This window comes from Enterovibrio norvegicus FF-33 (genome assembly GCF_000286835.2).
Classification (GTDB): domain Bacteria; phylum Pseudomonadota; class Gammaproteobacteria; order Enterobacterales; family Vibrionaceae; genus Enterovibrio; species Enterovibrio norvegicus_A.
Genome location: NZ_AJYD02000013.1, coordinates 422,149 through 437,235, shown reverse-complemented (window position 1 = coordinate 437,235; position 15,087 = coordinate 422,149). Strand labels below are relative to the sequence as shown.

The window sequence follows — 15,087 nt, the reverse complement described above, 5'->3', positions numbered from 1 at the left end:
CCCCCGCCGCACTGGCTCGCCAAGTTGCTTCACTGCCGCACAGGCAGCTTAGAAAATTAGATGTGGGGCTTGTGCCGTCACTACCTTCTTCACTGCCGCACAGGCAGCTTAGAAAAAAGTCACCGCCACCGGAACCACCATCACCGCCTTCACTGCCGCACAGGCAGCTTAGAAAAGTCAAACCGCAGAAGGCCGTAAATTATGGCACTTCACTGCCGCACAGGCAGCTTAGAAATTCCATAGTAGTACTGTAAGGTGACCATTTCACTTCACTGCCGCACAGGCAGCTTAGAAACTCAGCATCAGAAAGGGCGCCCATTCCTTTCACTTCACTGCCGCACAGGCAGCTTAGAAATTCGTGTGGCATCCCTTCATCAATGAAGGTGCCTTCACTGCCGCACAGGCAGCTTAGAAATCAATAATTAGCTCTTGCTGACCGCCATAGCCCTTCACTGCCGCACAGGCAGCTTAGAAAAAATATCCATCAATGAATTGCCCACAGCGGCACTTCACTGCCGCACAGGCAGCTTAGAAACTTGCTAGCGCCCTTTAGGTGTCTAGACTTGGCTTCACTGCCGCACAGGCAGCTTAGAAACTTTCCAGTTTCACCGGCAGCGATTGCCCCAGCTTCACTGCCGCACAGGCAGCTTAGAAATACGGGCGTCTTTGTTATTGTGTGGTGTAAATCTTCACTGCCGCACAGGCAGCTTAGAAACAATGCATTCGGACAGCAACGCGCACGCGCACCTTCACTGCCGCACAGGCAGCTTAGAAATGCCCGAATTCACGGGCGAGGTCTTGCGCAAACTTCACTGCCGCACAGGCAGCTTAGAAAAAAACGCGCCATAAACGCTTTGTAACGTGGGTCTTCACTGCCGCACAGGCAGCTTAGAAAAGGTGTAGCCCCTTTCTTATCAGAACAAGGGACTTCACTGCCGCACAGGCAGCTTAGAAATGGTCCTGTTACCTTCCATAGCGGTCTATTGTCTTCACTGCCGCACAGGCAGCTTAGAAACACGTTATTGCCATTCAACTGAGGAACCGGCACTTCACTGCCGCACAGGCAGCTTAGAAATCATGGTGGACTAACATGTGTCGAGTTGGTTTCTTCACTGCCGCACAGGCAGCTTAGAAATCAGAGAAGCAATCGCACTTATCAATCCATGCCTTCACTGCCGCACAGGCAGCTTAGAAAAATAAAAAAGGCGGCAATTAAGCCACCTGATTCTTCACTGCCGCACAGGCAGCTTAGAAAATATCAGCCGCCTGATTGCCCTGATGATGACTCTTCACTGCCGCACAGGCAGCTTAGAAAGTAAGAGCTTGTCGGTGTTGAGTTCATTGGATCTTCACTGCCGCACAGGCAGCTTAGAAACGAATGAGTCAAACAAGCTCATCGCTCACCCCCTTCACTGCCGCACAGGAAAATAGAACGGAAACGTTAACAACAAACAATCAAAAAAATCACTTAAAGACATTCAGTTTGGTAACTCCAGATCCACAACCATTCAGTAATCACAAACATGACATAAATGTACTTATAATTGGTCAACAATTTATGAGTTTGTAGTTAAAATCCAAACAAGATATGCAACCAAGTTTATTTTGTAGCAAACATGGCCAATAAAGACTTTTCTCCAAGTGATTTAAAAACAATTATCCACTCTAAACGCGCCAACATTTATTACCTTCAACACTGCCGTGTGCTGGTAAATGGCGGACGGGTTGAATATGTCACCGACCAAGGTAAAGAGAGCCTTTATTGGAATATCCCCATCGCAAATACCACCGTGGTGATGCTCGGCACTGGCACATCCGTTACACAGGCAGCCATGCGCGAATTTGCAAAAGCAGGCGTTTTAGTCGGTTTTTGTGGCGGCGGAGGCACGCCGCTATTTAGTGCCAACGAAACTCAGGTCGAGGTTTCGTGGCTAACACCACAATCGGAGTACCGCCCTACCGAGTATCTTCAACAATGGGTTCGATTTTGGTTTGATGATGCATTGCGACTCGAAGCCGCAAAGCAACTCCAACAAGAGCGGATTCGACAGGTCAAAAAGCATTGGCTAAAAGCCAGTAAGCACGATGCGTTTCCGGTTAATGTGGATCAACTCGACGCCGCACTTTCTCGCTTCACGGATAAAATTGAAACCTGCACCACCACGCAAGACCTGTTGTCTCTAGAAGCGACCACAACAAAAACGCTCTATCGCCTAGCCTGTCATGCCACCCAATATGGCGACTTCACGCGTTCAGATCGCGGAAATTCAACTGACATAGCAAATCGGTTTTTAGACCATGGCAACTACCTAGCATACGGTTTGGCTGCTACCGCTTGTTGGGTTATCGGACTACCACATGGACTCGCCATCTTGCATGGAAAAACGCGCCGCGGCGGGTTGGTGTTTGATGTCGCCGATATTGTTAAAGATGCCTTAGTGCTACCTCAAGCCTTCATTGCCGCGATGGCGGGTGACGATGAACAAGAATTTCGCCAACGCTGCTTAAACCAGTTTCGGGAGGCAGAAGCGCTAGACGTGATGATTGACACATTGCAACGCACGTCAGCGTCATGTTCGGAGCAAGCGCTGTGAACATTCTTCTTATCTCTGAATGCAGCAAACAAGCCCTGCCAGAAACGCGACGAGTATTAGACCAATTTGCCGAGCGAAAAGGCCAGCGAACATGGCAAACCCCCATCACGTATGAAGGGCTAAAAACGCTTAGGATCTTGTTGAAAAAAACGGCGCGCAGAAATACCGCCGTAGCCTGTTACCGAACATATGGGAAAAACCACACCGAGTTGATGTGGATAGTCGGCAGCCGAAAACGCTTCAACGAAGACGGCACTGTGCCGACGAATACAACGTGCCGAAACATACTACGAAGCGGCGATGAAAATGATAGACACAGCACCCATGCAACCGCCGTCATGGCGGGGGTTGCTGGGCTTTTTCACGACCTTGGAAAAGCGAATATACTGTTTCAGAACAAACTGCTCGGAATTGGAAAACACTACGAGCCGTACCGACACGAATGGGTGTCTGCCCAGCTTTTTCTCGCCTTTGTCGGTGGCAGAAATGATCAAGAATGGCTTGAGCATCTCAATACACTCAGTGAGATAGATGATAGGAATCTACTCGAGAGCTTTTCCCCAGCTAACATTGTTCCATTCGCAAGCATGGCCCCGCTTGCCGCTTGCATTGCATTGCATGGCTGATTGTTTCACACCACCGCCTGCCTAAATGTTTGAGTGACAGGCAGCAAGACATGCATAACGTAGCGGCATGGTTCAACACAGGCATGAGCGCAGAATGGAACGCACTCAACCACCATGCTTTTGACGAAAAAGAGAAAACGGATGTATTTCGATTTCCAATGGGTACACCATTGGCGAGTTTCACATGGCGAAATAAAGCCAAAGAGCTGGCAGCTCGCGCATTAAAACTCCCAAGCCTCATGGAATTCGCCAAACCAGAATTGGCATACCCACTGCATCTTGCTCGCATGGCCTTGATGCTTGCCGATCACGCATACTCCGCCGGTGCGCCCACCTCGCATTGGCAAGACACACAGTACACCGCCATTGCAAACACCGACAGGCAAACACGCAAACCCAAGCAAAAGCTTGATGAGCACTGCATTGGCGTTGCACACAATGCGTATTTACTGGCCACCATTATTCCTAAATTGCGCGGTGCAATGCCTGCCATCACGCGACATCCTTCACTGAAAAAACGCACCACAGATCCACGTTTTCGTTGGCAAAACAACGCCTATGACGCCGCGGTTTCCGTCAGAGAGCAAACCCAAAATCAAGGCTTCTTTGGGGTCAACATGGCCTCAACAGGAAAGGGGAAAACCTTTGCTAACGCACGGATCATGTATGGGCTTTCTGATCCACAAATGGGGTGTCGCTTTAGCGTGGCGCTAGGCTTGCGCACACTCACGTTGCAAACCGGTGATGCCTTGCAGGAACGCCTTCAACTCGATGACGATGATCTGGCGGTTGTCATTGGTTCAAGCGCGGTTAAGGCACTTCATAACAAGAAAAAAATCCGTGACGTGGCCGCGATAAAAAGTGCGATGGACGACGAAGAGAAAGCATCGCCAACAGGCAGTGCGTCGGAAAACCTCTTTGCTGAACACCTGTATGTAAAATACGATGGTGAGCTTGATAACCACTATTTAAACCGCTGGCTAAAGAACGACAGAAACACGCGAAAATTCGTGCATGCCTTGGTTAGCGCACCGATTTCAGTCAGCACTATTGACCACATCATCCCAGTGTCTGAAGGCACGTCGGGCGGCCAGCAAATCGCGCCAATGCTGCGATTGCTCACCAGTGATTTAGTGTTGGATGAGCCTGATGATTTTGGCATAGAAGACATACCCGCTCTGAGTCGTCTTGTCTATTGGGCTGGTTTGTTGGGATCCCGAGTTCTGCTTTCCTCTGCCACCTTACCACCGTCTCTGCTCAGCAACCTGTTTGACGCTTATCGTGCGGGTCGCCAGCAGTTCAACGTCGTGAATGGTGAACAACTGGAATTGCCCGTCGTGGCGTATTGGTGTGATGAATTTAATCACGACAGCGGACAGCATGACGATGCCAAAAGCTATCTCGCGCAACATCAAGCATTCACAGAGAAGCGCCTGCAATGCTTACGCGACAAATCGTCAGCGCTTCACCTAGGAAAATTTTTACCTGTTGAGACATCGCCACCACAAGATGCCATCGCCTCATTGGCGGCGCTTTTTTTGCAAACCGCACAACAGCTCGCAGCCGAGCATTACACCGAAGATGAAAGCGATACGAAAAACAAAGGGAAAACCTTCTCGGCAGGCATCATACGCATGGCCAACATCGAACCTTTGGTCGCCGTCGGTAAACGGTTGTTGGACATGTCACCCAACGAAAACACACGTATCCACGTTTGCTTTTATCACAGCCAACACCCGTTAGCGGTACGGTCAGAAATTGAAGACAACCTCGATGCGATACTAAAGCGCGATCCGAAGCGCCCAATTACGGCCTTACCTCAGGTGCAGGCGGTGTTCAAACAACACCCAGAACAACACCATATATTTGTGGTGCTCGCCACGCCAGTCGCAGAAGTAGGGCGAGACCATGATTACGATTGGGCCATTGTTGAACCCAGCTCAATGCGTTCCATCATTCAACTTGCGGGCCGCGTACAACGGCATCGTCAGCAACCGCCAACCAACCCCAACATCTATGTGTTGACGCAAAACTACCGTGCGTTAAAAGGCGAATCTGTCGCCTTTTGTAAGCCTGGCTTTGAGAGCAACCAAGAATACAAATTAGTCAGAAAGGAATCGAAACAAGCGCCTTGGCTGCAACTTGATAGCCACAATCTGACAGACATACTAGACGAATGCGATTTACAACCTATTTCGTCTTCACCGCGTTTTATTCAACCACCACTGCGTAAGCAAAATAAAGTGGCCGGCTTCATCGCCTTGGAGCACTTTGCACTGAACTTCGTGATGAGAGACAAAGCAAAAGTGTGGTGGACACAGCCACACGCGCACCTTTTTGCCGAAATTCAGAAACAAACTCCTTTTCGAAAAAGTCAGCCAACACAACCCTATGTATTTGGGATAGCGCAAGACGAAGAAACCCCAACCCTTGAGCAATGGGATCCGTTCGGCTTGGAATTTATAGACAGCGGCAAGCTCGAGATCGAACCCGACATCCCCCTTGCTGATGGCGTCTCGGTGTGGGGAAACATTGGATTGGCGAGCGTCATGGAAACATTGGGCGAACACTTCGACCTCCCTCTCGATGAAGCCTGTCAGCGCTTTGCCACCATCGAACTGAGTGAACTGAATCATGGCCAAAAATGGCGCTATCACCCCGTATTAGGGGTATTTAGAGGAACAGAATGTTAATCATTTGGAATAGGCGTTTAGGAGGATAAATGCCCACAACGTTAACCCAACATATCGCGCAATACATTGCCGATAGACGCGCCGTGAAAGTAGAGGCGCTCGAAAAAGAATGCGACAAAGAAAAAGCAAAAATCACATCAGCTGACGATGCCGACACCTTTGAAGCAAACCGATCTGCCAAAGTCGCCAAACTGGAACTCGATTTTACCGTTACCCACTGGTTAGACAGCGCGGCAAAACGCGCAGGGCAAATCAGCATGGCGACACATGCCATTAAGTTCAGCCACAGTGCCGCCAAAGGCACGAATGTGCTGGCAGAAAATCTTGGTAGCGATTCGCGTTATGTCGATACCTTTTCGATCGCCAGCCCCGCTGTTGATGCGGTGGGCAATGCGGCAGCACTGGATGTTGCCCGTTTATTGCAGCTCAAAGACGATGCGGGTAAGAGCTTATTGGAATACCTCCAAGAAGACAGTATCGAACCGCTGTCCCCTTTAGCCAACACGCCTGAGCAACTGCAAGAATGGCAACATGGGTTAAAACAAGCGTTACGCGATGCAGCGCCTAGCAGTCACACCTTAGCCAAGCAGGTTTACTTCCCTGTCGCTCAAGGTGAGTACCATCTTCTGGCACCGCTGTACTCGTCGTCGTTATCGCAAGCGCTATACAGTGAGATCAACCACAGTCGTTTCAGCCAAGAAATGAAAGCCGTTCGGGACGCCAAAAAGGCCAACCTGCCTTGTGAAAACCTTCTGGTGGCGTACCCCAATCTTGCTGTCACCATCAGCGGCGGATCTAAACCGCAAAACGTGTCTCAGCTGAATAGCGGTCGAGGTGGAAGAACCTACTTACTCGATACTCGCCCACCCACCTGGCGCAACCAACAGCAGCAGCCTAAAGACAGTAACCAGCTGTTCAACCATTCATCGTTGCTGTTCAACACAGAGCGAACCGTAAAACGCATTGCCGATTTTATGCTTTGTATGCTTCACAAACCGAGCAACCTAAAGCGCCGCGAATACATTCAACGCATGGTTGAACAAATTGGTGAGCAAGTGATTAACGACATAGCCATTTGGCAGCAACAACCTGCGGGATGGACGAACACCTACCATCAACTTCCGTTGCACCATGCCCAATGGCTCGATCCCAATAACCCCCGTTGGACCGAGGAAAACGATGACTGGCGCGACCGCGTGAGTACTGAGTTTGGTCTTTGGCTTAAAGACAGAATTGATAAAGCCGCTGGCAGTGGTCAAACATTTCGATTGTCTCAAGGCGAAGCGGATGAATGGCGACAAACCTTCAAGCAGCTACTGTGGGAGATGAAGTAATGGCCTACTTGGTACTTAAAAATATTCAGATCAGCAACGCCAATGCCATTTCTGGCATGACCTGGGGCTTTCCCGCTGTTAGTCATTTTTTGGGGTTTGTTCATGCCCTGTCAAGACATACTGAGCGCAGCGAGTTCGGGTTTAGCCTTGATGCATGCGCCATCGTTTGCAACCAGCACCAAGTACATGCTCATAGAGAAAATGCCTACGAGCCGTATGCTTTTTCACTCACCCGCAACCCTTTGACCAAAGAGGGGAAAACCGCCCCTATTGTTGAAGAAGGACGCATGCACCTGACCGTGTCTTTGGTCATTGAGTGCAACGGCGTGAATCGCGTCACCGACGACATGGAGCGCGCACAATCTGATTTTGTGAAACGCTTGGCTGAACGCAACAAACTCGCTGGCGGCACAATCACTGACATTGGTGCTTGCTACTTCTCAGATGAGCCTCACGCGAAGTTATTACGCCGCCTGCTTCCCGGTTTTATCTTGGTTGATCGCAGTCAATACCTCGCAGAGCAGAACGAACAATGCAACGAATCTGCCTTACAAAACTGGCTCGATTTCTCTGCGCTCAAATATCAGGCCACCGATACGCCTTTGTCGGCGGAAGAGCACAAAGAAAGCCCCAAGGTTGAATGGCAACGCGTTAAATCGTCCTTCGACGGTTACTTAGTGCCCATTCAAATTGGCTATAAAAAAATTGCCCCGACATACGCGGCAGGCGACGTTGCCAACACGCGCGATAACGACACCCCAGTGAGTTTCGTTGAAGCCATTTACAGTGTCGGTGAATGGGTGGGCAGTCCGAGCCGCCTCACATCGATGCAGCAAGCTTTGTGGCAACACGCCTACCGAGACCCTTTTTATGTTTGCCATACCCAATCGCAACTGAGCGCAAACGTTGACCCTATTGATCTAGATGACGATTTTTTAGAATAAGGAAATAATCCCATGACAAACTTAACGACCCCTTCGGTACTTGCTTTTGAATCTAAACTTGCTTGCTCAGACGCGCTGTTGTCGTCAGGCAACTGGGAACAACGCGCCGATTCAACGCAATGGCAAGCCGTGAATGTGATTGAGAAATCTGTCAGAGGCACCATTTCAAACCGAGTAAAAGGGGCGAAAGCCAGTAAAATTGATGCCGAAGTAGAAAAAGCTAACCTTCAAACCGTCGACAATGCGGCGCTGCCTTTCGATGCAGACACACTGAAAGTCAGCTTTAGCCTGCGTGTGCTTGGTGATTTGTCTGTTCCCTCTACCTGCAACAACCCCGATTATCAAAAAGCACTTGCAGGCCTAATTTCTGAATATGTTCAAGAGAATGGCTTTAGTGCGCTGGCGCTTCGCTTTGCCACCAATCTTGCAAACGGCCGATTCCTATGGCGAAACCGTGTGGGTGCAGAGCGAGTAGAAGTGCGTATTTCACATGCCGATAAACAATGGGTATTTGATGCACAGGAACTTTCACTTCGCGATTTCAGCCACAAAGATGAACAGCTTTCCCAACTGGTAGCCGTGATCGAACAAGGCTTAATGGGTGAAAAACCGACGCTAATCAAAGTGGACGCTTTTAGCTGCTTAGGCGAAGGGCAAACTGTTTTCCCATCCCAAGAATTGGTAATGAACAGTAGCGGTAACAAAAGTAAATACCTCTACCAACTTAACCAACAAGCCGCAATGCACTCTCAAAAAATTGGTAATGCATTACGCACCATCGACACTTGGTACCCTGAAGCGAGCGAATTTGGCCCTATCGCCATTGAACCCTATGGCAGCGTAACCAACCGCGGCGTTGCCTACAGAAAACCAAAAGAAAAAACCGACTTCTATACCCTGCTGGATAATTGGATCCTTAAGGGGCAAGCACCATCAAACGAACAACAACACTACGTTATCGCGATGCTGATTCGCGGTGGTGTTTTCGGGGAGTAATCATGGACAGCTACATAGATATTGTTGTTCTGCCTGATGCAGAAATCTCCTGCCCCGCACTGATGAACAACTTATTCGCTAAACTGCACCGTGCCTTGGTGGAACTCGCCAGCGGTGACGTGGCCGCCAGTTTCCCAAAGTATGGAAAAACGCTGGGTAACATACTGCGACTTCACGGCACTCGAGATGCATTAGATCGCTTAATGACACAACCTTGGCTTAAAGGTTTACGAGATTACACATCGGTCAGTGATATTTCTCCTGTACCAGACAATGTTCAAGGGTATCGTTCCACGTTTCGAGTGCAACAGAAAAGCCCTCAAAACATCCGTAGACGCGCCATCTCTAAAGGTTGGTTATCTGAAGAGGAAGCACTGCATAAAATCCCAGACTCCAAGCAAAAGCGACTCTCTTTGCCTTTTATCCAAATAAAAAGTCAGTCGACCAACCAAGAGGTTCGTCTTTTTGTTGAGCGCGGAGAATTACTAGATAAACCCGAAACTGGCCACTTTTCCAGCTATGGGTTCAGTAGAACAGCAACCACCCCTTGGTTCTAACCCACTACAACCCTATTTTTCAGGCCTAACTTAAGCCATTGATTCTAAATGGCTTAAATTTCCATTCGAAAATAGGGTTTTTCCATCATATTTCTTCCTAGCTCTTTAAAAATCTATGCTTCAGAGATATCCTCAACCCTTCACTGCCGCACAGGCAGCTTAGAAAGAACAGACCGGGCTTTTAACCGAACCTTTAACCTTCACTGCCGCACAGGCAGCTTAGAAAAACACTGATTACGACTTCGACGGTAACGTTGTCTTCACTGCCGCACAGGCAGCTTAGAAATGATCGTCAACTGCTCGGCCTACAACAACGTCCTTCACTGCCGCACAGGCAGCTTAGAAAGGAATGATGAACTATTACGTCGTCGACCTGAACTTCACTGCCGCACAGGCAGCTTAGAAAACCACATTGCCGCTATCAGGGAACGGCCCAGACTTCACTGCCGCACAGGCAGCTTAGAAAATTGTATCTTGCGTATTAGTTTTAAATTTTAGCTTCACTGCCGCACAGGCAGCTTAGAAATGGCATATGCGTGACACTGCTTCTTAAAGTCTCTTCACTGCCGCACAGGCAGCTTAGAAACGTTGCGCACTCAATCAATGAAAATTCACTTCCTTCACTGCCGCACAGGCAGCTTAGAAAATATGACGACACCGAGAGTGACACACACGATGCTTCACTGCCGCACAGGCAGCTTAGAAAGGGTAGACCTTTCTCACCCGTGCTTTTATCTACTTCACTGCCGCACAGGCAGCTTAGAAATTGAGTGCGCTGATTGTCAGACTTGCGAAACTCTTCACTGCCGCACAGGCAGCTTAGAAACAAGCCGACCGGCCATGATGGGTACCTTTCAACTTCACTGCCGCACAGGCAGCTTAGAAATAATTGATAGTTACCTACAGTCTTTTGCATTAGCTTCACTGCCGCACAGGCAGCTTAGAAATTGTGGCCAGGGAACAAGCCGTTAAACTCTGACTTCACTGCCGCACAGGCAGCTTAGAAAACTCGGTAGGGCGAAAGGGTAAGCACAACAAGCTTCACTGCCGCACAGGCAGCTTAGAAATTGATTGGCTCCCACTCTGGGTACAAATCAACCTTCACTGCCGCACAGGCAGCTTAGAAAAGTAAATCGATACCGTATGGAGACGATGAAAGCTTCACTGCCGCACAGGCAGCTTAGAAATGAATGACATCAAGCGCGATGAATACGAAAGCCTTCACTGCCGCACAGGCAGCTTAGAAAAAAAATGAAACATTCGTGCCGTTATCAAAATGCTTCACTGCCGCACAGGCAGCTTAGAAAATGTTCCCGCTAGTTCTCCCGCATCAAATGTCCTTCACTGCCGCACAGGCAGCTTAGAAATGAATGTCTTTGTCGGTTAAAGGCCCGGACATCTTCACTGCCGCACAGGCAGCTTAGAAAGTATGGGCCTGTTGAATCAATAGTGATGTTGTCTTCACTGCCGCACAGGCAGCTTAGAAACGAAAGCCACTACGCATTATACCCATAGTGTTAAATAGCTTTAGTTAGCTTTTTCATACTTCGTTGTCCGGCGCAGCGCTTGGAGCAATACTTCACGTCATCCCACACACGTTCCCATTTCTTGCGCCACGTAAACGGGCGCTCACACACAGCACAGGTTTTCGAAGGTAACGTTTTTTTCTTCATTCAGTGTCCACCAATATCATCAATCTGGCCTTACGTGTCGTTTGAGTAAGCGATGCGCTTCACGTTGTACTTCGGGCAGCTTTCGCCTGCACAATTGAATACACCTGACGAAGACTCAAATTACCCCACGCTAAGTAGGCAGAAACCCAAAAACATCGATTGCATCCAAAAACAAATAGCGACAATCCGACTTTGCGGGTGCGCATGATTGTGACTATTGGTTCGACATCTAACGTCTTTTCTTTTGGTCCGTGATGGAAAGAACCTACGAAGCGAACGAGCAATTAGATTGTTAGCGACAGAAAATTAAAGACCCTATCGGGTAAGCATCTTAAAGACATCGCAAAGAAATGAAGCACATAGGAAAACGAGAGTGCAAACCATGTATTACTATTTAGACCAGCCACCAATTGCGGCAAGTATTGATAGGCAATGATTGCTCGCTTGGGTGTCGAGCATTAGCATTTCTCCAACTAAAGAGAATCGGATATTGACGTGAAAACAAACATGCTAGCTTTTTTGGTCACATCAGCACTTTTATCTTTCACCGCTCGCGGTGAATATTCAGGGACAGCAACTGTTATCGAGGGAAGCGCTGACGTAAAAGTTGAAAACTTATATATATGCGAAAACGGAAGATCTCGTCCATCACCTATCGGTGAAAAACAAAGTGACGGGCAAACGTTCGTCGTGCCAGCAGACGTGCAGTACGAAGAGCAAAAGTTTGCAACCAACCTCTACGATCAGTGTTCAAACGTCAAACCCGGCTCTCTGGCTGATGTTGATGTGTCGGCAGTGCCTGTTGTTGAAGTCGATAGCGATGGCGAGATAGTGACGGGATATATTTTTGCGGACAATTACTTCGAGCTTTACATTAACGGCACCCTGATCGGTGTTGACCCCGTGCCTTTTACGCCATTCAACTCCAATATTGTCAGATTCAAAGTCAACAAGCCGTATGACATCGCCATCAAGGTGGTAGATTGGGAAGAAAACTCAGGGCTGGGAAGCGAAAATAACCGTGGGAAGCGTTATCACGCCGGCGATGGTGGCTTAATCGCGAGCTTTACTGATGGAACGAAAACCAATGGTGATTGGTCAGCACAGACATTTTACACGTCACCGATTACCGATCTAAATTGTGTTGAAGAAAACGGCCAACATCGAATCACTGCGACATGCGACACGGACGGTTCTGACAGTTATGTAACAACTTACTCTTTGCATTGGGGTGTACCAGACGGTTGGAAAGCCAATGAACAGTTTGAGGCTTGGCCAAAGGCCACGGAATTCACGGAAGACGACATCGGCGTAAACAACAAAAAAGCCTACATGAACTTCCAAGAGCAATTCACAGGTTCTGGCGCGAAATTCATTTGGTCAAAGAACCTTGTTTTAGACAACCTCGTTCTATTCAGATACTCAGTAAAGTAATCGCGAGTAACGTTTAAACCAAACAGTTAAAACCCAAAAAGCGCCTTGGTCTCCCAAGACGCTTTTTTCGTTTTCATTCACGCTAACCGAATACTAAAACCAGCGCTCTAGCGACGATTTATCTAATTGCTTGAACGCGCGGTTCAAGGTTTGCGCCAGTTCTTTGTAACGAGGGCGACTTTTGATGGGTTGTACTGCCCCACCTTCACTCACAATTTTCTCGTGAAGCTCGCGATACCAACCTGCCAATGCCGGCGGAAGTTGCGTGTCACGACGTCTTCCCAGCCACCACATACCCTGTAGTGGCATACTCAATGCAAACAACGCCATGATCATTGCTTGAGGCAAGCCTGAGTAATTATTAAAGGCCATTTGCATCAATACACTCATCACTGCGACAGCAGGCATCACTTTGGTAGCAAACTGTGTTGCTCGAATCACCCGGTTTTCTGGGAACATCGGTGCCAATTCTTTTCGGATTGGCCATTCCGTCATGTATTTTTGACCATCACGAAAACTGTTCCACATCGATTTATTGCTCATACGGTGCATACCTCCCAGCGATGTCTCTGTATTGTCAGCTAAAATCCTGCTGCAAGCTTTAAAATAAAGTTTATAAACATTAATTCAAATCAATAATGACTTAAAAATTTTTGTTATCTGCCGCAAGTATCGCTATCCTTAGCCGACCTAAATCAATTGTTGCTCGGATTTGATTATCTCGCAACCACAGAAACGCCAAATGGATGACCGGCAGCGCAACAAATCACCAACGATGGTGAGCCTGTAGGTTAGTCTGTCTGGCGTTTTTCGTTGCATATCAGGGACCGATGAGCGATGCATCTATTCCGCGACAAATTTTTTGCTTATTGCTTTTGTGAGAAGAATAGTGACTTTTTTATCTACTATCCTTCTCCGATTAGTTAACAAACTCTATTTTACATCGAATAGGTAGTATTAAATGTCTAAGCTGGTTCTTGTTCTTAACTGCGGCAGCTCATCGCTGAAATTCGCTATCATTGACGCACAAACAGGTGATGAGCACCTGTCTGGTCTGGCGGAGTGTCTACACCTGCCAGAAGCTCGCATTAAGTGGAAATTGGACGGCAAACACGAAGCTCAACTGGGCGAAGGTGCTGCACACAAAGAAGCACTGAGCTTCATCGTTGACACCATTCTGGCTTCTAAGCCTGAACTGGCTGAAAACTTGGGCGCAATTGGTCACCGTGTTGTTCACGGTGGCGAGCAATTCACGCAATCTGCACTGATCTGTGAAAACGTTCTGAAAGGCATTCAAGATGCTTCTAGCTTCGCACCTCTTCACAACCCAGCACACCTTGTTGGTATTGAAGCGGCTAAAGCTGCATTCCCAGAGCTGAAAAACGTTGCAGTATTCGACACCGCGTTCCACCAAACTATGCCTGAAGAAGCGTTCCTATACGCGCTGCCATACAAGCTGTACAAAGAAAACGGTATCCGTCGTTACGGCATGCACGGTACTTCTCACTTCTTCATCGCGCAAGAAGCAGCAAACCTACTTGGCAAGCCAGTTGAAGAACTCAACATCATCAACTGTCACCTAGGTAACGGCGCATCTGTATGTGCTATCAAAAATGGTAAATCTGTAGACACTTCAATGGGTATGACCCCTCTTGAAGGTCTGGTCATGGGTACCCGTTCTGGTGACCTAGACCCAGCTATCATTTTCCACCTGCACGATGCACTGGGTTACAGCGTTGAGCAAATCAACAACATGCTAACCAAAGAGTCTGGCCTTGCGGGTCTGACTGAAGTGACTTCTGATTGCCGTTTCGTTGAAGACAACTACGGCACTAAAGAAGAAGCAACCCGTGCGATGGACGTATTCTGTCACCGTCTTGCTAAGTACGTTGCAGGTTACACTGCATGTCTTGACGGTCGTCTTGACGCAATCGTATTCACTGGCGGTATCGGCGAGAACTCTGGCCCGATCCGTGAATTGGTTCTGAACCGTCTGGCTCTGCTGGGTGTTGAAGTTGACCAAGCACGCAACCTGAAAGCACGTTTCGGCGGCGAAGGCGTTATCACTACAGATAGCAGCCGTGTTCCTGCGATGGTTATCTCTACCAACGAAGAACTGGTTATCGCTCAAGATACTGCACGTCTAGCTGCTATTTAATTAGCGACTGACGTGAACTTGCGGCTGGTCAATGCGATCAGTCGTTTCAATTTGGCATAGTAATAGGCCACATTGAAC

General features: G+C 48.4%; 11 protein-coding genes and 2 CRISPR repeat arrays. Of the genes, 9 read left to right on the top strand and 2 right to left on the bottom strand.

Going from position 1 to position 15,087, the window contains the following annotated elements:
- Positions 1-27: 27 nt before the first annotated feature.
- A CRISPR array of direct repeats spans positions 28-1,375; the repeat unit is 28 nt; unit sequence CTTCACTGCCGCACAGGCAGCTTAGAAA.
- 241 nt (positions 1,376-1,616) lie between these two features.
- Genes cas1f through cas6f form a run of 7 tightly spaced genes read left to right on the top strand, consistent with a single transcriptional unit; the run spans position 1,617 to position 9,744 of the window.
- Positions 1,617-2,594, top strand: coding sequence for a type I-F CRISPR-associated endonuclease Cas1f (gene cas1f, locus A1OO_RS04320; RefSeq protein ID WP_017004730.1), 978 nt, complete (start codon positions 1,617-1,619; stop codon positions 2,592-2,594).
- Positions 2,591-3,220 (top strand): hypothetical protein, encoded by a 630-nt coding sequence (locus tag A1OO_RS23525; protein WP_198928786.1) that lies wholly within the window; start codon positions 2,591-2,593, stop codon positions 3,218-3,220. Before cas1f ends, A1OO_RS23525 begins: the two co-directional genes overlap by 4 nt.
- Complete coding sequence (gene cas3f, locus A1OO_RS04315; protein ID WP_198928785.1) at positions 3,199-5,913, top strand: type I-F CRISPR-associated helicase Cas3f; 2,715 nt, start codon at positions 3,199-3,201, stop codon at positions 5,911-5,913. Before A1OO_RS23525 ends, cas3f begins: the two co-directional genes overlap by 22 nt.
- A gap of 29 nt (positions 5,914-5,942) precedes the next feature.
- A complete protein-coding gene (gene csy1 / locus A1OO_RS04310; protein WP_017004729.1) occupies positions 5,943-7,247 on the top strand; it encodes a type I-F CRISPR-associated protein Csy1 in 1,305 nt (434 codons plus the stop codon).
- A complete protein-coding gene (csy2, locus tag A1OO_RS04305) occupies positions 7,205-8,191 on the top strand; it encodes a type I-F CRISPR-associated protein Csy2 (RefSeq protein WP_083248033.1) in 987 nt (328 codons plus the stop codon). The genes csy1 and csy2 overlap by 43 nt, the downstream gene beginning before the upstream one ends.
- Positions 8,192-8,203: 12 nt before the next feature.
- Positions 8,204-9,187: a type I-F CRISPR-associated protein Csy3 gene (csy3, locus tag A1OO_RS04300; protein WP_017004727.1), complete on the top strand. Its 984-nt coding sequence runs from the start codon at positions 8,204-8,206 to the stop codon at positions 9,185-9,187.
- A 2-nt stretch (positions 9,188-9,189) separates the two neighbouring features.
- Positions 9,190-9,744: a type I-F CRISPR-associated endoribonuclease Cas6/Csy4 gene (cas6f, locus tag A1OO_RS04295; protein ID WP_017004726.1), complete on the top strand. Its 555-nt coding sequence runs from the start codon at positions 9,190-9,192 to the stop codon at positions 9,742-9,744.
- A gap of 138 nt (positions 9,745-9,882) precedes the next feature.
- A CRISPR array of direct repeats spans positions 9,883-11,231; the repeat unit is 28 nt; unit sequence CTTCACTGCCGCACAGGCAGCTTAGAAA.
- A gap of 30 nt (positions 11,232-11,261) precedes the next feature.
- Here the strand turns inward: cas6f and A1OO_RS22945 are convergent.
- Complete coding sequence (locus tag A1OO_RS22945) at positions 11,262-11,417, bottom strand: DUF2256 domain-containing protein (RefSeq protein WP_083248032.1); 156 nt, start codon at positions 11,415-11,417, stop codon at positions 11,262-11,264.
- A gap of 507 nt (positions 11,418-11,924) precedes the next feature.
- Between A1OO_RS22945 and A1OO_RS04290 the strand changes: the two genes are divergently transcribed.
- Positions 11,925-12,851: a hypothetical protein gene (locus tag A1OO_RS04290; protein WP_017004725.1), complete on the top strand. Its 927-nt coding sequence runs from the start codon at positions 11,925-11,927 to the stop codon at positions 12,849-12,851.
- 93 nt (positions 12,852-12,944) lie between these two features.
- Here the strand turns inward: A1OO_RS04290 and yfbV are convergent, their stop codons facing one another.
- A complete protein-coding gene (gene yfbV / locus A1OO_RS04285; RefSeq protein WP_017004724.1) occupies positions 12,945-13,394 on the bottom strand; it encodes a terminus macrodomain insulation protein YfbV in 450 nt (149 codons plus the stop codon).
- Positions 13,395-13,812: 418 nt separating this feature from the next.
- On the opposite strand from yfbV, the gene A1OO_RS04280 reads away from it, so the two are divergent.
- Complete coding sequence (locus tag A1OO_RS04280) at positions 13,813-15,009, top strand: acetate kinase (RefSeq protein ID WP_017004723.1); 1,197 nt, start codon at positions 13,813-13,815, stop codon at positions 15,007-15,009.
- Positions 15,010-15,087 lie beyond the last annotated feature (78 nt).

Bases quoted from the DNA above. Each gene is read 5' to 3' on its own strand.
- cas1f (WP_017004730.1), top strand. From the start codon at position 1,617: ATGGCCAATAAAGACTTTTCTCCAAGTGATTTAAAAACAATTATCCAC.
- csy1 (WP_017004729.1), top strand. From the start codon at position 5,943: ATGCCCACAACGTTAACCCAACATATCGCGCAATACATTGCCGATAGA.
- csy2 (WP_083248033.1), top strand. From the start codon at position 7,205: ATGGCGACAAACCTTCAAGCAGCTACTGTGGGAGATGAAGTAATGGCC.
- csy3 (WP_017004727.1), top strand. From the start codon at position 8,204: ATGACAAACTTAACGACCCCTTCGGTACTTGCTTTTGAATCTAAACTT.
- cas6f (WP_017004726.1), top strand. From the start codon at position 9,190: ATGGACAGCTACATAGATATTGTTGTTCTGCCTGATGCAGAAATCTCC.
- A1OO_RS22945 (WP_083248032.1), bottom strand. From the start codon at position 11,417: ATGAAGAAAAAAACGTTACCTTCGAAAACCTGTGCTGTGTGTGAGCGC.
- A1OO_RS04290 (WP_017004725.1), top strand. From the start codon at position 11,925: ATGCTAGCTTTTTTGGTCACATCAGCACTTTTATCTTTCACCGCTCGC.
- yfbV (WP_017004724.1), bottom strand. From the start codon at position 13,394: ATGAGCAATAAATCGATGTGGAACAGTTTTCGTGATGGTCAAAAATAC.
- A1OO_RS04280 (WP_017004723.1), top strand. From the start codon at position 13,813: ATGTCTAAGCTGGTTCTTGTTCTTAACTGCGGCAGCTCATCGCTGAAA.